The organism is Thermococcus piezophilus (assembly GCF_001647085.1).
GTDB classification, from domain to species: domain Archaea; phylum Methanobacteriota_B; class Thermococci; order Thermococcales; family Thermococcaceae; genus Thermococcus; species Thermococcus piezophilus.
The window spans coordinates 47,918-71,594 of sequence record NZ_CP015520.1; the positions used below are offsets into that span (position 1 = coordinate 47,918).

A 23,677-nucleotide genomic window follows, 5' to 3' on the forward strand; every position below is an offset into this window, starting at 1 on the left:
CATGCACCCCCTCCTCAAGAAGGTCATAAGGGAGCGCTTTGGAAGGCTCAACGAGCTCCAGATGAAGTCTTTTAAAGAGGTTAGCGCGGAAAAGAGCGTTTTAATCATAGCACCAACAGGCTCAGGAAAGACTGAGGCAGCCGTTCTGCCCGTCTTCAACGCGATCCTTGAGGAAGTCCTCAAGCCAATCTCCGCCCTCTACATCGCTCCCCTCAAGGCCCTCAATAGGGACCTGCTCGAAAGGCTCGAATGGTGGGGGGCAAAGCTCGGCATAAGTGTCGAAGTTAGGCACGGGGACACTTCTGCCTACAAAAAGGCCAAACAGACGAAGAACCCGCCGCAGATGCTCATCATAACTCCAGAGACTCTTGGCGTTATTCTAACGGTAAAATCACTCCGAAAAGCCCTGGAGAACGTCAAGTTCATCATCGTGGACGAGATAGCCGAGCTGGTGGACAACAAGAGGGGAGCCCAGCTACTGCTCAACCTGGAGCGTCTCGCGGAGATAGCGGACTTCAAGAGGATAGGTATGACGGCAACAGTGGGCAACGAGGGGGAAATCAAGGAGTGGCTCGGTGCCGAGACAATCGTAAAGCCGAGCTGGAAGAAGCTCTACCGATTCCACGTGCTCTGTCCAAAGCCAAGGGAGGAAGACCTCAAGCTGGCCGAGGAGCTAAGCCTAACTCCAGACGTCGCTGCACGCCTCAGAACGCTCTGGGAAATCGTGGAAAGGCACGGTAAGGCGCTCATCTTCACCAACACGAGGCAGTTTGCAGAGATACTCGCCCATCGCCTGAAGGCCTGGGGAAAGCCCGTCGAGGTCCATCACGGGAGCCTCTCGAAAGAGGCACGCATAAAGGCCGAGAAAGCCCTCAAGGAGGGGAAGATAAAGACCCTAATCTGTACCTCCTCGATGGAGCTGGGAATAGACATAGGAGACGTGGATGTGGTTATTCAGTACATGAGTCCAAGGCAGGTCAACAGGCTCGTCCAGCGTGTTGGCAGAGCAGGGCACAGAATAGGCGAGGTCAGCGAGGGTTATGTAATAACGGCCAACGTGGAAGATTACCTCCAGAGTCTGGTCATAGCCAAGCATTCGCTTGAGGGCAGATTCGAGGCAGTTGAGCCTATCGGAGGCCTTGACGTTCTGGCACACTTCATCGTCGGCCTGCTCGTTGAGTACAAGAAGCTCCCGCGGGAGAGGCCCTATGAGATAGCAAAGAGAGCTTACGTTTACAGGAATCTGAGCTGGAGCGATTATCTCGATGTTCTGGCCGTTCTTGAAGAGGCTAGGCTCGTAGGTTATGACGAGGAGACTAACCTGCTCTACCTCAGGCGCGGGGCTTTCCAGTACTACTACGAGAACCTCTCGACGATTCCCGATGAAATCTCGTGGAGGGTCTTCGACGCCGGGAGCGGGCACGTGATAGGCCGTTTAGACGAGAGCTTCGTCATGGATCTGGAGGAGGGTATGGAGTTTGTCATGAACGGGCGGAGCTGGATTCTCCTGAAAATCGACGAAGGGGCCAGGCTTTTGAAGGTGCACGAGAGCAAAAGCTTGGAAAGCGCGATACCGAGCTGGGAGGGCGAGATGATTCCTGTTCCTTTTGGCGTTGCGCTCGATGTTGGGAGGCTCAAGAGGGAGCTGGCCTTTGACTTCAAACGGGCCCTCGAACTTCTGGAGGGGGTTGAGTTCAGCGAGGAGGAGCTCAAAAGGGCCTTTGAGGAAATCAAGGACGAGCCATTCTCAACCGACAGGGACATCGTAGTAGAGAGCACGCCCAAGGCCCTGATAATTCACGCGGACTTCGGGAACAGAACCAATGAAGCCCTTGGAAGACTGGTGCACTCCTTCCTCATGATGCGGTACGGAAAGGTCTTCTCGGTCAGGAGCCAGGCCCACGCGATAGTGATAAAGACGCCCTTCCAGCTGAATCCGAGTGAGGTGAAGGGCTACCTCTACCAGGAGCCAGAGGCGCTGCCCTTTATAGTGGCGAGGGTCTTAAGGGATTCGCACGCCTACCGCTGGAGGATGCTCAACGTTGCCAAGCGCTTCGGGGCTTTGAGGAGGGACGCGAAGATCAGAAGAATCGAGAGGCTCTTCGAGGGGACGGTAATCGAGAGGGAAACCCTGAACGAACTATATCACGACAAGGTTGATATTGAGAGAGGTGAACTCGTTCTGAGCATGCTCAAGGCCGGAAGTCTACGCGTTAAAACGGAGCTGAGGAAAGAACCTTCGACCCTTGCGAGGCTCAACGTGAGCGTTGGAGGGGAGTTCTTAACCGGCGGAGAGCTCGAGAGGGATGAGATACTTGAGCTTTTCAAGAGCCGGATACTCGACCACGGGGTCGTTCTTGTGTGCACCAACTGCGGCTGGAGCTCAAAGACTAAAGTTTCCCGCTTGAAGGAGAGGCTTAAGCACTGGGAGTGTCCTAAGTGCAGCTCAAGAATGCTTGCGGTAGCTCATCCAATAGATGCGGAGGAGTTCTTAGGAGTTCTCAAAAAGGTCAGGCACGGCGGAAAACTTGAGCCGAAGGAGGAGAAGGCATACAGAAAGCTCATAAAGGCGGCCGATTTGGTTCAGAGCTACGGCTTCGACGCAGTTCTGGCCTTGGCGAGCTACGGAACGGGCCCGGACACTGCGGTGAGGCTTCTGAGTCAGTACCGAGGAGAAACACTCCTCGTGGCCCTAATGGAGCGCGAGAGGGAGTTCATAAGGACCAGGAGATTCTGGGTGGATGTAAAAAAGGAGGAAGCGAAGAAGTCCGAGGAATAATGGATTCCACAAATTATCTGTTGGTGGACCAGTTATATAAAGGCCGTAATGCGAAGGGAAAGTAAAAAGAGGGGGAAACCTTAGCTCTTTCCAAAAATCTCATTCAAGGCCTTCAAAAACTCACTTGCTGTGACAACATCCCTGACATCAATGTGCTCGTTCTTTGTGTGTGAGAGGTCAAGGTTGCCGGGGCCAAAGACTATCGTTCTCGTCCCGTTGTACATAAAGTTTATCGCATCCGTCCAGCTCCTCATGCCGCCGAACTCGTCTATCTCCGTGACCTCCATAGCCTTCTTAGCCAGTTGGACTATCTCCTCATCGGGTTCAAGCTCGTAGCCGTCCCATATCTCCGTGTACTCGTACTTGAGGGTGTACTCCTCAAATATTGGCTCCATAAGGTCAAGGATGTCCTCGACTTCCTGATCTGGCAGAAGGCGCGCCTCCACACGACCGCGACAGAGGGCGGGAATAAGGTAGTAGGGGTTATCACAGGTAAGCTCCTGGAGGCCTATGTGGGCGTCGAAGTATTTGCCTTTTGCGTTGAAAGGTTCGAGCTTCTTGAGCTCCTCAAGCATCTTGAAGGTCTGGTCTATGGCGTTGATTCCGCTCTCAGGGCAGGCTCCGTGGGCCTCTTTGCCGTCGACCTCAAAGTAGGCCTCTATGCTGCCCGCGTGGGCTATGTGAACCTCTAGATCAGTGGGCTCAAGCACAACGGCCATCTTGGGCCTGTACCGCTCCATAAAGAGTGCACTCCCGCGACCGCCGTGCTCTTCGTCGCTGACGAAGACAATGCCGACGTTGAGATCCTTACCCTCTTTCTTAAGTTCTTCGAGCATAAGCAGAATAGCAGCTATGCCGCCCTTTATGTCGCTCGCGCCGGTTCCGTAGACGATGTTACCCCTCACAAAGGGTTCAGCCCTCATCGGTATCGTGTCCATGTGGACCTCGTAGAAGAGCTCAGCGTTGGGATTGACGACGAGGTCGATTATCTCCCCATCGCTCTCGATGTAGACATCGTAGTCGAGCTTGTGGAGAAACTCCATGAGGTGAAGGGCTATACGATCTTCGCTCCCTGAGGGGGACGGAATTTTGAGGAGGTTGAGAAGGATTTCCTTTGCTCTCTCAGTTTTCATTTGGGTCACCTAATAAAGCTCTGTGGTTGGGTTTATAAACATCCCCCACATAGGTTGAGCGGGCGATGAAGAGATTCATCCCTCCCGACGAGACTCGCTCCCTCGGATGAGGACGCGGTCCCCCCTGGAGCCCCTTCGAGGTGAGAGCGATGCCCATAGAGGACTTCCGCATGAGAAATGTAATACCCATCGAGATTCCGCCCCACACAGTCATGCTAAGGGGCATCGGCTGGGACTCAAACATATACCTCCTCAGGGATAGGCGAGAAGCGTTGGTCGTTGATACCGGAACCGGGATTAACTGGCACGTTTACACTGAGGTTTGGGAGAGCGGGGGCTACACCGAGGGAATTGAGAGGGTTGTCATCTTCAACACCCACGAACACTTCGACCACGTGGGCGGGAACTTGGCTCTGAAACGCTACTTCGAGGAAAAAGGTGCCGAGGTCATCTTTGCCACTCATGAAATTACAGCAAGAACCCTCGAAAGGGGCGACGATTACGTCATCCTCTCCCACTACTACGGCCGAAGATACGACCCCCGCGAGATAGAGGTCAAGCTCAAGGATGGGGACAAGCTGAGAATAGGCTCGGTTGAGTTAAGGCTCATCCACACGCCGGGCCACACCGCGGGAAGTGCGTGTCTCTATGAACCAGAAGAAAAGCTGATGTTCACGGGAGACACAATCTTTGAAGGAACAGTAGGGAGGACGGATTTGCCAACGGGCAACGGATGGGAGCTCTGGGAATCGCTGGAGATGCTCATGGAGTTCGACGTTTACCTCGGTTTGCCAGGCCACGGCTGGGTAATAAAGAACTGGAGTGAAAACCTTAGGGAAATCTTAGGGTGGCTCTGATGAGAAAGGGTAGCGTTAAGGAAGTTCTGGCAAAGATAAAGTATGACCCGCGCGAAGATGAGGGAGACTATTACGTGATCATTGAGCACCGCGGTGCCTACGGCGATGTGAAAAAAATCCCAGTCGAGCTCATCGAGCTCGGACACGGCTACTTCTTCGTCGGCGAGGCCCAGATACCATACCACAGAATCCTTCGAGTAGTGAGAAATGACGGGAAAGTCGTGTGGGAAACGAGAAAGAGCAGGAGGGGAGAAAGTGATTGACGCCCATGCTCACTTCGAGTTCTACAAGAAGGAAGCGCCCCAAGTAATCGAGGAGTGCAGGAAGGAGCTCAAAGCCGTGGTTGATTCTATCACCGAGTACAGAAAAACCCATGTCTGGAAGAGCTGGAAACTTTTAAAGCCTTACTTTGGCTTCATCTTTCCGACGCTCGGCTACCATCCGAACGAGGCTAGGCGAGGCAACTGGGAGAAGGTGAAGAAAGTCGAAGACTTCATCCGGGAGCACAAGGACGAAATCGTGGCCGTGGGCGAAATAGGCCTCGACTACCACTACGCGGAAAACGAGGAGCAGAGGAAGAACCAGAGGGTGATTTTTGAGCACTTCATTGAGCTGGCGGTCGAGTTTAAGCTACCGGTGGTGATACACGCTAGGGAAGCGGAAAAGGAGGCTTTTGAAATTGTCCAGAAGTATGGCGTGAAAGCTTACTTCCACTCATTCGCCGGAAGCCCAGAGCTGGCCAGAGAAATCGCGGAAAACGACCACCTGGTGGGCATAAACACGGGGATAACCTTCATCCCAGAGGTTAGAGAGGCCGCCAGGGTTCTCGAACCCGAGGAGATTCTTGTCGAAACCGATTCTCCTTACATGAGCCCCCTCAAGGGGCAGAGGAACAAGCCGTGCTACGTAAGGGTTGCCATCGAGGAGGTGGCAAAGCGTAAGGAGATTGAGTTCGAGGAAGTCGAGAGGATAACGGAGAAGAACGCGGTTGAGTTCTTTGGACTGGAGGTGTGAGAGATGAACGTTCCGGAGATTGAGGAACTCAAGAAGCTCTGTAAAGAGCTCGGAGAGAAGGAGCTAATCGTGAGAATAGATTCATTCGTGGCCCTCAACGAGGGACTGGTGAGCAAGAAGGGGAAAGAGTTCATAGAGGTCTCCGTTCTGGGCTTCGCCGAGGGAGTGCTGACGACCCTCACCGCGAAGTATCCAGGGAATAAAAGGGTTCTGGGCCTTCTGGAGAGGGTTCGCTCAAGGAGGGAAGAGCTCGACTCCCTCTTCAGAAAGCCAAAGCCGCCAATTTTCGAGGGCTAAGGATTTTATCAACCCCGGCTGTACTCATCATCGGGAGCCTTCAGGGGAGCTCCACTCATCACTCCCATTATTCTGAAGGTAGAAGTCCTTAAAAAGCTCAACTTCCTGGACGTAGCTTCTTCTCAGCCTCAGCGCGGTGTAAGCCTTCTCAAGCTCCCTGCCGAGGTAAAAGGCGTGCCTTGGGCTTATCTCAAAGCGCTCAAGGATTGTGTCGATTATCGCGTTCGGCTCGTCGCCGACGATGGTCAAGACGGCCTCTGTTCCGTGGTGAGTGTTCACCCATATTTTCCCATCTTCAATCCAGATGCGGAAGTAAACGGGCTCGAGCCCAACTGGCCTCTCCTTGGCATTGACGATTTCTTTAGCAGGCTCAAAGCGCCAGTCATTGCCCCTCTTCTCCTTGAGTATGAGTAGGTCAAAGCCGAGGTCCTTTGGCATCTCAAAGAGGTTCATGCCCACAGCTCTCCTCAGCTCCCTTATCGAGCCCCTAGCCTTCGCGCTTGTCTCGGTGGTCAAAAGCAGGTTTATCGAAAGCTCCTTTGCGATTCCGGCCAGTAAAGCGTTCATCCCGATGCTGTCGGCATCGTAGAGCTCGACGACGTTTCCAACGCCGGCAAGGAGAACGTCGTTAGGATTTCTCTCACGGTAGAGCTGGAAGGCCGTTATCGAGCGCGCCAGGTGGGGCACGTGCTCTAAGATTGGGTCCGGAATTATCGTTCTGTAACCCAGATCAAGAGCCCTGGCCTTAAGCTCTTCAAGGAATTCGACTCTCTCCACGGGTCTCGTTGGAAAATATCCCTTCGCCTGGTTGGTGGGGATGAGAACGACGGGCTTATCGGTGACGAGGCTCTCTAGGTTGCTATCATCGACGCTCAGGAAGAGGTCGGCGTGGTCGAGGGCCCTTTCAATTTCAGCGGTGTTTAGAGAGTCGAAGCTTACGGGCACGTTGAAACCTTTCTCCCTCAGCCTCTCGCGTATTTCGGGAATGAGCTCGACGAAGTCAAGATTCGTCCCGCCCGCGATCATACCGATATCAATTATATCCGCCCCCTCACAGAGGTAGTAGAGGGCCTTTTGTACGGTTCCTTCGACGCCCAGCCTCGGGGCATCGACGACCTCGCCGAGGATTCTGGTGGGAAAGTCCCTCCCCGCGGGCAGGTTTCCTACAAGGACATTCCACGGCCTTTTGAGGGCCTTCTCTATGTAGCGCTTGTTTCTCGTCTGGTTCATTATGTCCTCAACGCGCTTTAGGGCATCGAAGGAGAAGAGGTCATCCGCCGGAACTTCCTTACTCAGCTTGAAGCCTTCTCCTACCGCCTTCAGCACCGGAGGAAGGTCCATCGCGTTCCTCGGCCCCTTGAAGGTGAGAATGTCAAGCTCTTCCTCGATTATCTGAGCGGAACCCCTCACAAGGCCAGGAATTAGAATGAGGTCATAGTCATCGCTTTTGATTTTGGCCTTTTTCAGATAGCCGACTATCATCTCAGGAGTCAGGAAGGCCGCTACGCTCACAGGCGTAACGAAAACGTCGCAGCCCTTACCGTACTTTCGAACGAGCGGTTCGGCGAGCTTGCCGGTGACGAGGAGGATTCGCTCGGGAGGGCTCATGGTCGGAGATTGGCGTTCCCGCTATTTAGAGCTTTCGTACAAACTTTGCCTTCACGAAAGGGCTAAATGTTCCCGGGACAAATTGTCTCCGGTGACGTCATGATCTACATGAGAACCTGCGGCTTCTGCGAGGCAAAGGTGAGGTACTTTCGGGACTTTGACACGGTGGAGATACAGCAAACCTTCTATCTCATTCTCCAAGAGAAGACCTTAGAACACTGGCGGAAGGAAGCGCCGGAAGGGTTTATCTTCTCGATGAAGGCCTTTCAGGGAGTCACCCACCCTCCGAACAGCCCCACCTGGAGGAGCAACGTGAGGCCGAGCAAAGATGTCGGCCTTCTGAGGCCAACGAGCGACGTCCTTCACTTCTGGAGGCTCACCCTACGGGAAGCAGAGTCCTCGGCGCGCGCTTCATAATTATCCAGCTTCCGAGGAGCTTCAAGGAGAACGAAGAGAGCTTGGAGAACGCCGAGAGGTTCTTCTCGAGAATTGACAAAGGTGAATTTGAGATAGCCGTTGAGCTTGGGGGCCGGAGTGAGGACGGGATAAAGCGCTTTGTGAGGGGGTTCGATGTCATGGATGTCACAGACACTCTCGTGAGGATTTCGCTCCACCACGGCGATTTGAACTACCACCGCCTTCACGGGCGCTATGAGAAAGGTAGGATAGTCTACAGCAACACCTACGCGGATGAGGAGCTGAGAAAAATAAGGGAAAGGGTTATTGGACGGAACAAAGGAGATAGCTTAGTCTACTTCAACAACTCTAACATGCGCGCCGATTCGAAGCACTTCAGGGCAACGCTCTAGGCTCAGGCACGGGTCCAGATCATCACGCCGTCGCATGGAGCGCGGTTTCAGCCTGTCCCATATGCCCCTTCGGGGGCTCTCCTCAAGGGGGCTCATCATCGCCCCCCTACGGTTTTCACAGGATAGAAGCCTCACTCATATCTAGCTTCCTGACGTTTAAAACTTCTCTATTTACCAGCGTCGGCGGAACTTCGCCGTTCTTGAAGACTATTAAATTCCTCGCGACCAGCTCTGCCATGGCCTCGCGAGCTCCGTAAGTGTCGCTACCGATGTACGGGGCCAAAACGACGTTATCCAGGCTGAAGAGCTCCTCGTTGTAATAGGGCTCCTCCTCGAAGAAATCCAAACCAGTTTCAGCAATCCAGCACTCCTTGAGAGCCTTGACGAGCGCCTCCGTATCGACAACCTTTCCCTCGCTATATTGATGAGTATCGCGGTAGGCTTCATAAGCTTCAGACGCTTCTCGTTTATGATGTGAGAGATCTCCTTTGTAAGCGGAACTGCACGGACAACGAAGTCACTCTCCCTCAGGAGCTCGTCCAATGGCTTGAACTCAGAGCCGAGCTCCTTCCCAACTTCCGGCTTCCTCGTGCGGGATTTGTAAAGTATCCTCATCCTGAAGCCATTAGCGCGCCCCGCTATCGCCCGGCCGATTCTGCCGAAGCCAACTCTTGCCGTAGATGTCGTAACCGAGGAACATCGGTGGGTGTCAGGCAACACCGCGCTTCTTCCACTCGCCGGAGCGGATGAACTTATCAGCCTCAACGAGTCTCCTTGCCATTGCTAGGAGGAGAACCCAGGCCATGTCTGCGGTGGCATTGATAAGAACGTCGGGCGTGTTTGTGACGTAGATTCCCCTTTTAGTTGCCTCCTCGAGGTCTATGTTGTCATAACCTACCGCGTAGTTGGCCACAATCCTGAGCCTTGGGGCGGCATCGAAGACCTCGGCCTCAAAGTGCTCCCTTAACATCCTTTTCCATTCTCAGGAATTTTCCTTGTGATATGGACCTCTGGCTTCATTTTCACCACTTGGAAACGTTAAATATGCCTTTAGACATAAGTCTCAATGCTAATATCCTTATTGGATAATGGCTATGAATGACTTGAATTTTTTGGCGGGACAGGCCAACTGGATTAAGGGCTCTGCCCTTGCTGGCGTTATGAAGAAAGCCGCAGAGCTGAGGGCTCAGGAAAGGGAACTCATTTCCCTCTTAGCAGGTGACCCCGACCTTAACCTCCTTCCGAGAAGCGTTTTGGGCGAGCTTGCGAAGGAAGTTCTCGAAAACGTTCCAGTCTCGGTAATGTACACCCCAGCGAACGGATTCTGGAGCTCAGAGAAGAGCTTTCGAAGTTCCTTGAGAAGTACGAGGGCTACAAAGTATCCTCCGGAGAGATCATCATAACCGTAGGTGGCACCGGCGCCCTCGACCTCCTCGGAAGGGTGCTCATTGACCCGGGGGATATCGTCATAACCGGGAATCCGAGATATATCAACAGCATCCTCTCCTTCGAGCAGCTGGGTGCGAAGATCGTGGGAATACCTATGAACGAAAACGGCATGAGAACTGACCTCCTGGAGGAGAAGCTCAAGGAGCTCGAAGCCAGGGGGAGAAGGTCAGGTTCAGCTACACCATACCCACCGGCCAGAACCCCATGGGCGCGACTATGAGCAAGGAGCAGAGAAATGTCCTCCTCGAGATAGCAAGCGAGCACGATCTATTAATCGTTGAGGATGCAGCATACAACTTCATGCGCTACAAAGGTAAAGCGACACCCCTCAAGGTAATGGACAGGGATGGCAGGGTAATTGCGGCCGGAACGCTCAGCAAGGTCATGGGGACGGGCTTCAGGATCGGGTGACTCATAACCGGAGGCGCAATAGGGAAGAAGGTGCTTATGGAGAAGTCCCCCGTTGACTTCTGCGCACCGACGATTTCCCAGTGCATTGCGCTCGAATATCTGAAGAGGGACTACTTCGAGGAGTACCCCCTGAAGAAGGGCCTTCCAGGCTACAAGGAAAAGAGGAACGCGATGCTGAACGCCCTTGAAGAGAACCTGCCCGACGCTGAGTTCACGAGGCCAATAGCAGGGATGTTCGTAATGCTCTTCCTGCCTGAGGGAGCCGATGGGATGGCCTTTGCGGGCGAGCTAATGGAAAAGAAAGGAGTCATTGTCGTTCCAGGAGAGCCCATCTACACGGGCGAGGGCGGCGGCAACGCCATAAGGCTAAACTTCTCAAGGTCGAGCCGAGAGGAGATAGAAGAAGGCATAAAGAGGCTTGAGGAGCTCTACCGCGAGAAGTTCTGACCCTTCACTTTCTTTTTCAATCGAGGTCCCATATTGTCCCTCCCTTATGGAACATCATCACGTAGCTTCACTTCTTGCTAACCGAACGTGAGCATCGGGCAAACTTTATTAAAGCTGCTCCAATTAACGAACCACATGATTAAAGAGACAGTCGAAGACTTTACCGAGGAGGGCCTAGGCATCCTCCGTAGAAATGGCAGGGCTATCCATGTCCCCTTCGCCTACCCAGGCGATTACATCTTGGTGAAGCGAACTAAACGGCGCTTCGGCAGGAGAATCGCCACTGATTTCGAGCTTCTTGAGCCCTCCCCGTTGAGGCAAATCCCAAGATGTCCTTACTTTGGGAGCTGCGGCGGCTGCCTCTGGCAGGGAATGAAGTACAAGGAGCAGCTAAGGTTTAAAGCGGAACTCTTCGAGCGGATAACAGGGATAAGCGCAGATGTAAGGGGCTCTTCCAAAATCTGGGGCTTCAGGAACGTGAGCAACTTCATCGTTACAGCCCCTGGGATCGGCCTCAAGGAGTACGGAAACCCGCTCGACGTCGTGGATTCCAGGGAGTGTCCAATCTTCTCGAAGAGGACGCGCGAGTATCTGAATGCCCTCAGAGGTTTTCTCGAGGAGAGCAGCCTAAGGCCCTGGGACCTGCGGAAAAAGAGGGGCGACGTCCACTATCTCCAGATTAAGGAGGGCAAGTTCACGGAAGAAGTTATGGTAAACCTTATAGCCCACGTTCAACCCACCAGAAAGGTCCTGCAGGCCTTTAGTGACTACTTCTCTTTCGCAGATTCCATCTACTGGAGCCTCAAGGCCGATGAGAGGGACGATCCGAAGGGAGAGCCGGAGCTTATAGATGGCCAACCTTACATCCAGGAGAGGATTAATGACGTGGTGTATCTCATCCATCCGAACAGTTTCTTCCAGACCAACAGCTACGCCTTAGCTCTCCTGCTGAAGGCCGTCGAGGGCTTCGCCGATGGGGAAAGAGTTCTTGACCTCTATTCTGGCGTCGGAACCTTTGGCGTCTGGCTGGCGAAGAGGGGTTTTGCAGTAAAGGGCATCGAGCTGAATCCTTTCGCGGTGGAGATGGCTAGAAAAAACGCCGAGATGAATGGGGTTGATGCCGTCTTCAAAGTTGGCCGGGCTGAGGAGACGCCAATCGGCGATTACGACACTGTAATAGTTGATCCGCCAAGGAAGGGGCTGAAGGAGGCGTCGGAACTTTTGATTAAAAGCGGCGTTGAGGGGATCGTTTACGTCTCCTGCAATCCCAGAGCGTTCAAGCTGGACTACGAGAACCGCTTAAAGAAGGCCTACCAAGTCGAGGAGGCAGTTCTGGCTGATATGTTCCCGCATACGCCGCACGTTGAGGCGGTAATAATGTTAGAAAAGAAGTAGGGGCTCAAACCGCCCTCCAGAATGGGTCTTCCTGGGCTTTGACCTTCGCCGTCATCTTCAGGGCTTTTATGTCAGTCTCGTCGAGCTCGTTCTTAAGCTGCTTGGCGAGGATTACCACGTCGTTCTTGGTCAGGTCAACGTAGAGCGTCTCGCCGGGGTGGATGTGTCTGCCGACTATCGCGCCCTCGATGGCTATTGCCACCGCCTCGCCCTTCTTGGCCTCCTGCACGAAGTCGTTGCGGTTCTTGATGGACTTAATAACACCGACCTTCTGGCCGTTCTGCTTGATGAGCGTGACGCCGGGCCTTATCCTGCCCTCAACGACCTCGATACCGACTATCGCAGGATGGCTCCTCCTGAAGACGTAGCGCTCGTCAGGATAGAGCCTGATAACGCCCGGGAAGGTGACCTTGCTGAGCAGCTCGCGCTTCTTCTTCTCCTCCTCGCCCTTGACCCAGGCCTCGTAGTCCTCTATAAGCTTGTAGATGATGTTGCCCGTGAATATGGGCACGCCCCTAGCCTTAGCAACCTCTTCAGCGTCCTCGTTCACCTTGACGTTGAAGCCAAGGACGACACCGTACTTGGGCTCCTCATCCTTGACGCTGAGCGCTTCCATGACGTCGGTCTTGCTGATGTTTCCGACGTCGGCCTTCCTTATTGGGATGGTCTTCTCCTGGAGCTCCTTGCTGAGGGCCTCCAGAGAGCCGAGGGTATCGGCCTTGACTGTCACACCGACCTTGCCGGTGCTTATGACAACGCTCTGTATCTGGCTAAGTATCTCCTGCTTGGCCTTCTCGACCTCCTCCTCGGAACGGGCGGCGATGACCGGCGAGCCTGCAAGGGCCTCCTCAAGGCCGGGAGCGGCTATCTTGACACCCGCAGCAGCTGTAACTTCGTCAACCTGGTCGAAGCGGAAGCGCGGGTCGCGTATCTCGTCGAGAGGCTTGGGTTTCAGCAGGGCGCGGATTTTCGTCACTATCGCCTTGTCCTTGCCACCCACGACGATTGTATCATCTTTGTGGAGCGTTCCGTCGTAGATTATGACGTCTATGGTAGTTCCGAGACCAATCTCTTCCCTGACTTCGAGGATTGTGCCGCGTGCCGGGCCCTCAACCTCAATCTTGAGCTTCTCCTCCAGGTACTTCTGGCTGAGACCCGCGATAAGGACGAGCAGCTCGGGGACGCCTATGCCGTACTTGGCCGAAATGGGAACTATCGCCAGCTCGCGGGTGAAGTTCTGGACGCGGTCAAAGCGGTTCGCCTGGAAGCCCATCTCGTAGAACTTGCCTATCAGCTCCCAGAGCTTGGTCTCAAGCTCTTGCTGGGCCCTCTGATCCTGCTTCTTGATGTTCACGAGGAAAGGCTCGTCCTCCTCAATCTTCCATCCTTTAATCCTGTCTATCTTGTTGGCTGCAACGATGAATGGTGTCCTGTTCTTCCTGAGGATCTCGATGCTCTCTATCGTCTGCGGCTGGAAGCCTTCGTTTATATCAACAACTAGGACGGCAAGATCAGCGAGACTACCACCCCTCGCGCGCAGGCTCGTGAAGGCCTCGTGACCGGGCGTGTCGATGAAAAGCAGGCCAGGAAGCTTTATCTCGCCCTTCCAGAGTTTGATGAGCGGACCGGCAAGCTGCTTGACCGTCTCAATTGGTACCTCAGTTGCACCGATGTGCTGGGTTATTCCGCCGGCCTCTTTGCCGGCGACGTTTGTTTTGCGGATTCTGTCAAGGAGCGTGGTTTTTCCATGGTCAACGTGACCGAGAACAGCTATGATCGGCTGTCTAATCCTCTTCATTTCCCCCACCCCTGGAGGATACTCGGGTGTGAGTTTTTAAAGGGTTCGTTCGGGCGGAAGGATTAAAAGTCAGAGTGGTAATTTCAGAGGAGCAACAAAATGCTGGACGGAACTGCTGGTGGCACTCTTTTGGGCGCTCGTTGGGTTTAGTCTGGCTTTAATCATCTGGCAGAGAAACAGGTTCAGGGCATCTCTGTTCAGGCTCTCGCTCTCTATGACACTTAAAGTCGCCTACATTGAAAAGAGGAGTGTTCCCCTCGGCCTTCTAGTCTTCCTGGGGTCGGCAATGATAGCGAGTCAGGGTGAGGGTACCTCGCGAAACTTGGGGCGGCAGTATTTCTCTGGTCCCTTCCGTGGGGCATAGACATGACCCACATCACTCAGGTGAGGGTAGGGACAGAGAGGTTAGTCGCGAAAGAGCTCGGAAAAGATGTCCTTGAAAGAACGCTCAAGAATGCAGTGGCGTTGGAAAAGGCCAACAAGAAACACGATGAAGTAACGGTGATGTCAAACGTGGAAAAAAGAATGAAGAAGGTTTAGCACCCATTCAGTCCATCTTGTCCATGTACTCCTTCTTTGCTTTGGCGTGGGTGTGGTAAAACCAGTCGGCAGCCTTCCAGTACTCGAATATCTCATCCTCGCTGAAATAGAGCTTTATCTCCTTCTCTGCGCTCTCCGGGCTGTCGCTGGCGTGGATAACGTTGTATATGGCGTCGCCAACGTCGAGGCCGTAGTCTCCCCTTATGCTTCCGGGCTCGGCATCCTTCGGGTCGGTTGCACCCGCCATCTTCCTAACGACGCTTATGGCATAGCGTCCCTTGACTACCATGACGACGCTCGGAGCCTTGGTTACGTAGTCAATCAGCGGCTCGAAGAACGGCTTGCCCCTGTGCTCCTCGTAGTGCTTCTCAGCTAACTCGCGGTCGATCCATATCATCTTCATCCCGACGATTTTCAGACCCTTCTTCTCAAAACGGCTTATGATTTCGCCCATCAAGCCCCTAACGACGGCATCGGGCTTGATAATGACCAGAGTACGCTCTATCCTCCTGTCCGCCATTGGCAACACCAAAAATAGTTGCTGGATTGGTTAATAGGTTTTTTGGAAAACAAAAGAAGGCAGAATTCAACAATTAGAAATCACCCAACCTTCACTATCCAAGTTACCGCAGCCCAGATTTCGTGGCTGTCTATAATTCCTATTATTGTTTTATGCCTAAACTTCGCCCATAGTTTGACGTTGATAACGCTGTGCCAGCTTCCATCATGGAGAACTGACTCTTTCACCACACCCTCCGATGAGGGCATGAATCCGATTGTATGATGGGAGGCGTCCTCGTTGTATGGTATATCAAAGTCCCACACCTCCTGAGGGTCAATAGCATCGCCGTAGACTTTGTACCCCCCAATTGCGAGAGGATATAAGACCGGCCCTATGGTAATTGTTAGAGTTTCATGCTTGTTTATTATCCCGACCGGTTTCATAATCCCTAGCCTGCCGTTGAGCGTAGGGTCCACACCCCAATCATGTGTTATTTTGATATCGTTGGTGAAATAGTTTCCATAGTTGCCCCCTATTTCCACACCAGGAGTAACGCGATAAGTCCCATGACCGTTTTCATCCGTTGTGCACAGGAATCTTTCCTCAGTAGGGTTACCATCGTTCCACAGCCCCCAGATGTAGAACTGGGCGTACAACTTCCCATACGGTGGGTCGTCATATCTAAGCTCCTGCCTCCCAAAGTTATGCCAGTACGGAGAGCTTTCTCCTGTGTATGCCCTGACATTTCCATTGCTATCAACGCTCTTGGCTTTCCAGCCTTCAGGAACTCCTATTTTCTCCCAGGGAATGACGTCCGGCATGAACTTTGGTGCCGTTTTGCTCCACTCCATCAGTTCATTCTGGACTTCCGTCGGTTGAATGAAAGCACCCTTTCTGGTGGCTAGTATGAGGACGTTAACTCTTCCGTCCTTAGTCACCTTTATCCCGTAGCCGCTCAGAACGGCATCGCTTGGAAGTTCAGGGACGGCATAGGCGTGCCACTTTGCCTTTGGTGCGTTCTTAACGACAAATTGCTGAACGGCTTTCTGGACATTCTTAACGTTCAGTGGGAGACCATTGGGGCTGTAAAGGAGAAGAGTTGTGTAGTTGTTGCCCGGAATCTTCTGAACCGCTGGAGCCACGTATTGGATGTTGCCATTGCTCAGGTACGTTGAGACAACAAACAGACCTCCAACCAAGACACCGAGTATAAACCACACAACTTTCTGTCGCATTCGCCCCACCCAACGGGATTGCCACAAAAGATAACGCATTCATCGTATTTAAACATTTTTCCTCTTGAAATTAAAGATTGACAGAAAAGCACATTGAACTAAAATTACGAAGAAAAGAAAGAAATCACCTCTTCCTCTTGGCCCTCTGAAGGCGGGCCTCCTGGAAGGCCTTGGTCCACTTGAGCTTCCTCGGGTTCCTGCCCATGAAGTAGTACTTCTCGCACTTGCTGGAGCAGAAGAAGAGCACTCTGCCGTCGTTCCTGACGAACATCTTTCCAGTTCCCGGCTCGAACTCCCTTCCGCAGTAGGAGCAGACGTTCCACCTGGCCATCGCGATTACCTCCTGGCTCTGATCTCCCTAGCTTCCCTCTCAGTCTCCCTAAGGATGACTATGTCTCCGACGCGGACAGGGCCCTTAATGTTCCTCCTAATGACACGGCCTTTATCGCGGCCCTCAAGAACCCTGACCTTGACCTGAGTAACGCCACCAGTGACGCCGGTCCTACCGACGATCTCAATAACCTCCGCTGGATATCCTTCGTCGCTCATTTCTCACACCCCTTATCTAAAAATCCACTCGCAGAGATGAACTTAAACCTTTCCGTGAGTGAAAGGAGGAAAAGGAGCTCACTTCATGAGCTCCCTAACCTTCATAGCGATTTCCTCAACGAGCTCCCTGCCCTTGCCGGGCTCGATGATGGCGACGCTGGCAGCTGGAACCTCAATACCAGCGGCAGCGCCGAGCTCCTTCTTGCTCGGAACGTAGATGTACGGGATCTCCTTCTCCTCACACAGCGGTGGGAGGTGGGCAACGATCTCCTCCGGGTCAACATCCTCTGCAATGATAACGAGCTTAGCCTGGCCCCTCTCAACGGCCTTGGTGGTCTCGTTGGTACCTTTCCTTATCCTTCCGGTGTCGCGAGCAAGCTCGACAGCCTCAAGGGCCTTCTCAGCAAGCTCTGCCGGAACTTCAAACTTGACGTAGCTTGGCTTCGCCATCCTTCATCCCTCCGAAACTTCATCGTTCATCGAGTTTTGCGTGCTCAGTTTCATGAGGATATTTAAAAGGCTTTCGATGGGCATCATCACACCTCAGCAGCGGCCAAGGTCATCATCGCGGGTAGGATGGGGAAGAGTGGGAAGGCTCACTCCCCCTCGTAACCGTGATAAATCTCGAGGCTCCTGCTGGCTCTGGCCCTTATCGGCCTGCCCATCAGTCTAACTATCTCGTCGGCCCTCACCTTTCCGTGGCGGAGCATCTTCCTCTCGGTCTTTATCTTCTCTATTTTGAATGTGTAGCCGCCAACCTCGAGAACCTCGCCGATGACGAACTCCTCGTTCCTGTTCACCTTGACCTTGAATGACTGCGTGACGCCCTTGGGAAGGTAGATGGAGACACCTATAACCTTTGGGTAGGTCAAGCTCTCGCCCCACAGCGTTTTAATCTCGCCTATCTTGGCCTTGTTCACCCGCTTATCACCTTCAAGCTCTATGCCGGTAATTCTGACCTCGTCGTCCTCGGTTTCAACTATGTCGCCGACCCTGATTTCCTCGCCTTCTGGAAGCTCCGTGAAAGTCTTGAAGCTCCTCTCGTGCTTGCTGACTATGAGTGGAACCTTTACGAGTTTTGGGAGCGTTATGATCCACACATTGCCGCACTCGTTGCAGCGAAGGGTAAGCTCCCGTCCCCTCTCTTTGATGACTTCAACGTCATCGCTACCGCACTCAGGACAGATGAAGTACTCCTCCATGTCTCTCACCAGTGGGAAGAGGAGGGACGCGGTTTATAAATGTATGCCACGTCACTGGATTGCACCAAGCAGTTCCAGGATCCTCAGTGCATAGTACGTCTCTTGTAGCCCCCCATATGAGGTGTCCCCCCTATAAAACCTGAAACCTCCGTATCTGTACTTCAGAGAGCTAACGAATGTTATGATATCATCCACCTTTTCGGGACAGTAGTTCATGTACACCAGCGCCTGTATTGTCCCGTAAGTGTTGTATAAGTCGGGTCCTCCCCATCCTCCATCATGCATCAAACTAAAGAAGTATTGGACAGTTTTGTTATCTTTATAATCGTACCCGAGCTCATGAAGCAGTATAACTGCATTCACGGTCTGAAAAAGAGTCATCGGAGTGTCGTTTTTATAGGTCCCAAATGTCCCATCAGGATTTCGCTTTGAGAGTATAGCGTTAATTAGATTCGACTTAGTTTTTGAACTAAAGGTTACTCCAAGCGCATTTCCAAGTCTAATAAGTGCTATCCAACCTGGATCAGATAGGATTGAATCAACTCGGCTATTAGAATACAGTTCCATTAGCCTAACTGTCTCGTTTTTCAGGTATTCCCTTTCATCTTGCTCCATGGTTAGGTTAAGTCTCCCGTATGTTAGATAGATAGAATACAGGGGCGCAGGATCATCTTGGGAGTACGGCCACCGATTATGGAGAGCGTTTTCCAGATACTCCCTGATCATAGTTCTGTTAACATCCATCCCTATTTTCTCAGCCACGTAAACGCCCATATATGTCAGTATAGGGCCCCCAAACTTCTGGAAGGTGAAGGCAAACCCCCCAAGGGGACTTTCCCAACTGTGAACAAAGCTTATTGTTTTATTGTCAGGCTTTTTCCCTGATAGTACAATAGCCTTCACAGCATAATACGTACCCTGGAACTCCCCATAGTCCTTTCCAAATAAATTAAACCCTCCATCGGGAAGTTCATGTGATTTGACATACGTGTAAATGGCTTCTGAAATGTTAACGTCCATGAAACCGTTCTCCCTCAATGCCTGGGCCAGATCTGCCACCAAAAAGAGTGGAGGATTTATCATCAAAATGCTACTAATGTTCTTAGATATGTTCCTCATGAATGACACACCTTCCTTGTATTCCTGCGTTGAGGTATAGTTGGCCCCCAATAAATCCAATGTTCTTGTATACCTATTAAACTCCGAAACAAAATTCAAAGCTCCCCATGCATCTCCCCCACGAGGTGGAGTTAAATTCTTAAATCTCGCCAAACAATATTGGGTTGTATCATTCAATTTACTGGTGTTGTATCCAAGGACGTAGAGTATTTCAATTGCCTGGTCTGTCACGTCAAGGCCATCATACACAAAGGCACCATTTTCCCTTTTGACACTCAGAACAAAATCTATAATTTTATGCGGGTCTCTAGGAGTTGAGTTCAACATTTTTAGGGTCATGACTCCATGGTATACATTTCTAAACCCATACCTTGCTTCCGAGGCATTTTTAAATAAGTTCTCCTCCTGAGTATGGAGCCAACCTATCGTTTGGACTTGGTTGAAGGGAGTCTCGTTGATCGCCCTAAGGGTAGCCACAAAATAATAAGTTGAGTGTAAGTCCGGTGTGATGGTGTCAACAATCTCGGTGAATCCACCATCTGGACATTTAGCGAGGTTCAGCCGTTTAATCGTATAGTCTATCCACTCCTTTCCCAGAAACGCCGAGAGGTTTAAAGTTTGGCCAGTGCAGTGTAACACTGGAGGAGCTTCTGGTGAATTGGTCTCTGAGGTGGGATTTTTGTAATAATAGATGCCGATAGATACTCCCCCCACTAAAACGAAAATTAAAAAAAGAGAAAGTGTCTTTTTCAACTTCCACCCTCCCTGACTTTATATAAGTTGGCACCCTGGTCGTAAAATACCGTTCCCCCAAAGTAGAACGAGCTGAGGGTATGGTCTTCTATCTTCCATATCCCCCCAGTTGAAGCCGCCTCTATACCGGAGTAATCCCTGCCTATATAATCAGTATTGTGGAGTACTCCTGAATATGTTGCCGTATCAGAGTTCCCGGTGAAACCTGCTCCCAATGGAACCGAGACGCTTACACTTATGCCCACAAACTTTAGTTTGATACTCAGTGAGGCCGTCTCTGCAGGATAACTTTGAGACCACCAGTAATCATAAGGCTCCAGCCAGCTAGCTCCTGAGGAGTACCCCCCAACACTGACTACTGAAAACTGATCTTTCTCGATGCTGAGGTATGCATATGCAGAAATATACACGTCACCCTGGTGAGGAACGCTGAATATTTTTCTCTCCCTATAGTCAAAGTCCGGACCGTACCATTCAATAATACTTTCAGGAGAACTAGATCCAGAAATAGAATTCTTTGCAGAAGCACGTCTATGAAGTTCTGCAAAATATTTGTTGACAGTCATGAAAACACTCTTCCTGTCTATTCCGGGTGCATCTGGGATGGAAACCATCCCATTTTTCACTGTTATGGGAATCATCTGGCCATTCACGGACACTTGGTAGGTATAAATCTCTGGCTGGATACCATAGTTGGCTGCACTTGCTCCCTGCAGCATTGTTCCAAAAACCAAAAGAGCAATCAACCATACTATATGCCTCTGCATTCGTCTCCCCTCAAAGGGTGGTCAAAATTACTTGCACAATTAATATATTTAAGTTTTTCGTTTGAAAGTGTATTCATAGCGTTTTTATACATTGTAACAAATTTACTATACTAACTCATACACTACTCCCTCAGATAGACCCTGTACGTCCTGCCCTCTTTCACACGCGTGATCAGACTCTTCTCCTCCATTTCGCGGAGGATTATGCTGACCTTCGCTTTGGAAACGCCGAGCTTTTCAGCGAGCTCGCTCTGGAGAACTGGACCCTCACGGAGGATTGCCAGTATCTTCTCCTCATCGCTCCTCAGGTGCTCCCTTTCCCTCTCGCGCTTCTTCTCACGGTAGAGAACGTAGCCATAGACACTGCCCGCCCCGAGGAGCAGACCAAGAGCGAAAATACCAATGTAGCCCCAGATTGAGGGCTGATTGATTTTGATCTCGCCTGAAAAGCCAGCGATGAAGTAGAACTCGTCGCCAGCGCGTATGTTGCTGCGCGTCCACTCTAGGAGAAGCCTGTTCGTTGAGCTCTCCACTTTGTCGGGCGAGGGGATTATAGGTGAGAGTATGGCATATCCCTTCGGGATGAGGAGCTGCATATGGAACAGCCCGACAGGCTGGCTGAACTTTATGTAGTAAGTGAACTGCTCCTTGCCATCGACCTCACTTATCATTCCCCGGGTAGTGAAACTGAGCCGTATCTTGGCGCTTTGGCCTGATTTCAGCGTCGGAAAGTTGAGGTAAATCGCGTTCGTTCCCCCGAGAACCTCCCGGACGGTCACGTTCATCGGAGATACCCCCCCACTAAAGTCCATCACAGCGCTCGGGTTATCAACCGGGTAGTCCGTGTAGATAACGTACTGGCTCAGGTTTGTATGTGATGTTAGGTCTATCTCTATAGTTTCCTTAATATCGTCTGGACTGATGACCTCAAAATAGACCGCGTAGGCGTTTATTTCATAGTTATAGGTCTGTCCGCCCGCCAGAGGGGCTGTCAAAATGAAGAGAGTCATGAATAGCCCAATCAGAGCTGACTTCCTTCTTCGGGATTTTTGATTTTCAGGAGTGGACATACGTCCATACACTCCCTGCAGTGGATGCAGAGCTCGGGATTCACCATTATCTTTTTGCTCACGGGGTCTATGCTGAGTGCTCCTTCAGGACACTTGCCCACGCAGACACCACAGCCAACGCACTCGTAGGCCCTCTTGACGAGGTAGTAGGCCTGAACCCCTTCGTTAAAGTCTTCTGTGTAGGCGCCGTCTACTCTAAAGGTAACCATCCCCGCCCTTATGTAGTTTTCGCCTTCCTCAACTTCTCCGAGGATTGGGGCAACTTCACGAATCCTCTTAAGGTTAACGACGGTGTTGAAGCGGACTGTGAAGACGCCGTTTTCCTCTTCTAGGGAGTACCTGACTGGCTCCCAGGAGCGCTCTTCTGGAATATCAACGCCGAGCTTTTTTGCTATTGCCTTCTTACCCTTGCTCAGCTTCTTCCAGCGCCAGAAGCCGTAGGTTATCCACTCTTCGGGAAGGTTGAAGCGCCTCTTCCAGCGCTCGAGTTCGTTTTCCCACTTGGCCCAGAGCTCGGGCTTCTCCTCCTTCAGCATGTAGATTTCCGCCAGAGATGAGCTCGGACAGAGAAAGCAACCTATCCTGTCGAGCCTATCCTCATAGAGGGGGTTATATTTCAGCCCGCGGGAGAAGATGTAGAGCCACACCTCAAGGGCACGCCAGTGGAATATCGGCGATGCCCCGGTCTCGTTGGGCACCCACGGGTTCTTCCACACCCTCGGCTGCTTGAAACGCTTTATGCTCTCGTACTTCCTCTGGCCGACGAACATCAGGATGCCCTTCGGGTAGTTCTCCTTTATCGCCATCGTTATCGGACCAAGTTTTGTGACCTTACAGCACCAGCGGTAGTCCCTCCCAGGTGGGGAGAAGACATGAAGTGCCCTCCAGAAGGCGTCGCCGGCATCTGCAACGACAAACTTTATGCCCTTCGGCTCAAGTTCCTTCCTGAGCTCTTCGACGTATTCAAGCGTTTCGGGGAACTCTATTCCGGTGTTGTTGAAGAAGACTGTGAAGCCCTCATCGCCGAACTCTTCCAAAGCAAGGCCGAGAACGGCAAGGCTGTCCTTTCCTCCAGAGAATGCCACCGCTATCGGCAGGTCAGCGTAGCGCATCGCGGTCTTCCTCATGAAGCGCCTTGCCTCTTCTACCTTCTTCCCCAGCTCGATGCTGTTGGCCCTGAGGACGTCTTCCATCGTGGCCTTTCTGCCCTCGCGGTAGGTTATACTTTTCTGCCGCCTGACTTTGACGCCCGTTCCGCGCTCCTTGGCCACTAACGCCTCGTAGTCCTTCTTCGCTATGCCCGTCGTTACGACCTCACCATTTGGGGAGATGATAACAACGTCATCGTTCCGCTGTATGCTCTCTTCGGCCTCCAAGATGCCGACCGAAAGGAGGTTCGAGCCGCTAAGGATGGGCTCTATCGCGCCCTCATCAACGATTATCCATTTCTTCATTGTCTTCCCAAAGCGTTTCCACAGGGCGATTGCACCCTCGACCTTTAATCCCGGCTTCCAGCGGAGCTCGATGGGGTCAAAGCGGAGCCAGCCGAAGACGTAGCCGTCAAGGATTATCTCGTAGGCGTCATCTTCGCCTGGGGTCTTGTTGAGCAGGACGACCTTTCCATCGAAGAGCTCGCCGATATCCACACCGTAGTGCTCCTTAAAGACCGAGCGGATAAACTCGATGTCTCTCTCGAAGGCGAAGCGCAGGTCGCCGGGCGGAGTGATGTTGAGCTTGAAGACGCCATCCTTTCCGTGAACCGCACAGCTCTCGCCGATGAGCGGAACGTTGCACTCTCCACACCAGTGGACGTAAGCCTTGCCAAGGAAGACTGGCCTTCCCATTTTCTCTCACCCGACCTTCAGAAGGTGGAGGGGTTTATAAAGCCGTCCTTCAACAGAAATGTTTATAAGCAATTTTATTCTTTTTGAGTTTGAAAACTA

22 protein-coding genes and 3 pseudogenes are annotated in these 23,677 nt (G+C 52.2%); 11 read left to right on the forward strand and 14 right to left on the reverse strand.

What is annotated here, in order from left to right; translation table 11 throughout:
• Position 1 precedes the first annotated feature (1 nt).
• Positions 2 to 2,779 (forward strand): DEAD/DEAH box helicase, encoded by a 2,778-nt coding sequence (locus tag A7C91_RS00275; RefSeq protein ID WP_068663882.1) that lies wholly within the window; start codon positions 2 to 4, stop codon positions 2,777 to 2,779.
• An 80-nt stretch (positions 2,780 to 2,859) separates the two neighbouring features.
• On the opposite strand, the gene A7C91_RS00280 is transcribed toward A7C91_RS00275, so the two are convergent.
• Entirely contained in the window at positions 2,860 to 3,912 is a 1,053-nt protein-coding gene (locus A7C91_RS00280) for a M20/M25/M40 family metallo-hydrolase (protein ID WP_068663883.1), read from the reverse strand.
• A gap of 140 nt (positions 3,913 to 4,052) precedes the next feature.
• On the opposite strand from A7C91_RS00280, the gene A7C91_RS00285 reads away from it, so the two are divergent.
• Genes A7C91_RS00285 through A7C91_RS00300 form a run of 4 tightly spaced genes read left to right on the forward strand, consistent with a single transcriptional unit; the run spans position 4,053 to position 6,080 of the window.
• On the forward strand, positions 4,053 to 4,769 hold the full coding sequence (locus A7C91_RS00285) for an MBL fold metallo-hydrolase (protein WP_068663884.1): 717 nt from the start codon (positions 4,053 to 4,055) through the stop codon (positions 4,767 to 4,769).
• Entirely contained in the window at positions 4,769 to 5,032 is a 264-nt protein-coding gene (locus A7C91_RS00290; RefSeq protein ID WP_068663885.1) for a DUF504 domain-containing protein, read from the forward strand. The genes A7C91_RS00285 and A7C91_RS00290 overlap by 1 nt, the downstream gene beginning before the upstream one ends.
• Positions 5,025 to 5,783 carry a YchF/TatD family DNA exonuclease gene (locus tag A7C91_RS00295; RefSeq protein ID WP_068663886.1) on the forward strand — a complete coding sequence of 253 codons (759 nt, stop codon included), beginning with the start codon at positions 5,025 to 5,027 and terminating at the stop codon, positions 5,781 to 5,783. Before A7C91_RS00290 ends, A7C91_RS00295 begins: the two co-directional genes overlap by 8 nt.
• A 3-nt stretch (positions 5,784 to 5,786) precedes the next feature.
• Positions 5,787 to 6,080: a DUF3216 domain-containing protein gene (locus A7C91_RS00300; RefSeq protein WP_068663888.1), complete on the forward strand. Its 294-nt coding sequence runs from the start codon at positions 5,787 to 5,789 to the stop codon at positions 6,078 to 6,080.
• Between the two features lie 27 nt (positions 6,081 to 6,107).
• On the opposite strand, the gene A7C91_RS00305 is transcribed toward A7C91_RS00300, so the two are convergent.
• Positions 6,108 to 7,688 carry a dihydropteroate synthase-like protein gene (locus A7C91_RS00305; protein WP_068663890.1) on the reverse strand — a complete coding sequence of 527 codons (1,581 nt, stop codon included), beginning with the start codon at positions 7,686 to 7,688 and terminating at the stop codon, positions 6,108 to 6,110.
• Positions 7,689 to 7,787: 99 nt separating this feature from the next.
• Between A7C91_RS00305 and A7C91_RS00310 the strand changes: the two are divergent.
• A pseudogene (locus tag A7C91_RS00310) lies at positions 7,788 to 8,497 on the forward strand (DUF72 domain-containing protein).
• 115 nt (positions 8,498 to 8,612) lie between these two features.
• Here A7C91_RS00310 and A7C91_RS00315 read toward each other — a convergent pair.
• Positions 8,613 to 9,517: pseudogene (locus A7C91_RS00315) on the reverse strand (NAD(P)-dependent oxidoreductase).
• A gap of 74 nt (positions 9,518 to 9,591) precedes the next feature.
• Here A7C91_RS00315 and A7C91_RS11390 point away from each other — a divergent pair.
• The 4 genes and pseudogenes from A7C91_RS11390 to rlmD all read left to right on the forward strand — a co-directional run bounded on the left by A7C91_RS11390 (position 9,592) and on the right by rlmD (position 12,199).
• Complete coding sequence (locus A7C91_RS11390) at positions 9,592 to 9,900, forward strand: hypothetical protein (RefSeq protein WP_234394406.1); 309 nt, start codon at positions 9,592 to 9,594, stop codon at positions 9,898 to 9,900.
• Positions 9,822 to 10,166: an aminotransferase class I/II-fold pyridoxal phosphate-dependent enzyme gene (locus A7C91_RS12090; protein ID WP_267886257.1), complete on the forward strand. Its 345-nt coding sequence runs from the start codon at positions 9,822 to 9,824 to the stop codon at positions 10,164 to 10,166. Before A7C91_RS11390 ends, A7C91_RS12090 begins: the two co-directional genes overlap by 79 nt.
• Positions 10,163 to 10,804: pseudogene (locus A7C91_RS00320) on the forward strand (aminotransferase class I/II-fold pyridoxal phosphate-dependent enzyme). Before A7C91_RS12090 ends, A7C91_RS00320 begins: the two are co-directional and overlap by 4 nt.
• A 135-nt stretch (positions 10,805 to 10,939) precedes the next feature.
• Entirely contained in the window at positions 10,940 to 12,199 is a 1,260-nt protein-coding gene (gene rlmD, locus A7C91_RS00325) for a 23S rRNA (uracil(1939)-C(5))-methyltransferase RlmD (protein ID WP_068663892.1), read from the forward strand.
• A 4-nt stretch (positions 12,200 to 12,203) separates the two neighbouring features.
• Here the strand turns inward: rlmD and infB are convergent, their stop codons facing one another.
• Positions 12,204 to 13,997, reverse strand: coding sequence for a translation initiation factor IF-2 (gene infB, locus A7C91_RS00330; RefSeq protein ID WP_068663894.1), 1,794 nt, complete (start codon positions 13,995 to 13,997; stop codon positions 12,204 to 12,206).
• 366 nt (positions 13,998 to 14,363) lie between these two features.
• On the opposite strand from infB, the gene A7C91_RS10920 reads away from it, so the two are divergent.
• Positions 14,364 to 14,537: a hypothetical protein gene (locus A7C91_RS10920; RefSeq protein ID WP_199920053.1), complete on the forward strand. Its 174-nt coding sequence runs from the start codon at positions 14,364 to 14,366 to the stop codon at positions 14,535 to 14,537.
• Positions 14,538 to 14,544: 7 nt separating this feature from the next.
• Here A7C91_RS10920 and ndk read toward each other — a convergent pair whose 3' ends face one another.
• The 10 genes from ndk to A7C91_RS00385 all read right to left on the reverse strand — a co-directional run bounded on the left by ndk (position 14,545) and on the right by A7C91_RS00385 (position 23,578).
• Complete coding sequence (gene ndk, locus A7C91_RS00340; protein WP_068663899.1) at positions 14,545 to 15,057, reverse strand: nucleoside-diphosphate kinase; 513 nt, start codon at positions 15,055 to 15,057, stop codon at positions 14,545 to 14,547.
• Positions 15,058 to 15,137: 80 nt separating this feature from the next.
• A complete protein-coding gene (locus A7C91_RS00345) occupies positions 15,138 to 16,274 on the reverse strand; it encodes a hypothetical protein (protein ID WP_068663901.1) in 1,137 nt (378 codons plus the stop codon).
• A gap of 124 nt (positions 16,275 to 16,398) precedes the next feature.
• The gene (locus A7C91_RS00350) at positions 16,399 to 16,605 is read right to left on the reverse strand and encodes a 50S ribosomal protein L24e (protein WP_068663903.1); all 207 of its coding nucleotides are present in this window, start codon (positions 16,603 to 16,605) and stop codon (positions 16,399 to 16,401) included.
• A gap of 5 nt (positions 16,606 to 16,610) precedes the next feature.
• Positions 16,611 to 16,823, reverse strand: coding sequence for a 30S ribosomal protein S28e (locus A7C91_RS00355; protein WP_012571913.1), 213 nt, complete (start codon positions 16,821 to 16,823; stop codon positions 16,611 to 16,613).
• 78 nt (positions 16,824 to 16,901) lie between these two features.
• Positions 16,902 to 17,273: a 50S ribosomal protein L7Ae gene (gene rpl7ae, locus A7C91_RS00360; RefSeq protein ID WP_012571914.1), complete on the reverse strand. Its 372-nt coding sequence runs from the start codon at positions 17,271 to 17,273 to the stop codon at positions 16,902 to 16,904.
• Positions 17,274 to 17,419: 146 nt separating this feature from the next.
• A complete protein-coding gene (locus A7C91_RS00365; RefSeq protein ID WP_068663905.1) occupies positions 17,420 to 18,025 on the reverse strand; it encodes an HVO_0476 family zinc finger protein in 606 nt (201 codons plus the stop codon).
• A gap of 51 nt (positions 18,026 to 18,076) precedes the next feature.
• Positions 18,077 to 19,897, reverse strand: coding sequence for a prenyltransferase/squalene oxidase repeat-containing protein (locus A7C91_RS00370; protein ID WP_068663907.1), 1,821 nt, complete (start codon positions 19,895 to 19,897; stop codon positions 18,077 to 18,079).
• Complete coding sequence (locus tag A7C91_RS00375) at positions 19,894 to 20,664, reverse strand: hypothetical protein (RefSeq protein ID WP_068663909.1); 771 nt, start codon at positions 20,662 to 20,664, stop codon at positions 19,894 to 19,896. The genes A7C91_RS00370 and A7C91_RS00375 overlap by 4 nt, the downstream gene beginning before the upstream one ends.
• A 122-nt stretch (positions 20,665 to 20,786) precedes the next feature.
• A complete protein-coding gene (locus A7C91_RS00380) occupies positions 20,787 to 21,674 on the reverse strand; it encodes a helix-turn-helix transcriptional regulator (protein ID WP_349675593.1) in 888 nt (295 codons plus the stop codon).
• 11 nt (positions 21,675 to 21,685) lie between these two features.
• Positions 21,686 to 23,578: a phosphoadenosine phosphosulfate reductase domain-containing protein gene (locus A7C91_RS00385; protein WP_068663913.1), complete on the reverse strand. Its 1,893-nt coding sequence runs from the start codon at positions 23,576 to 23,578 to the stop codon at positions 21,686 to 21,688.
• Positions 23,579 to 23,677: the final 99 nt, after the last annotated feature.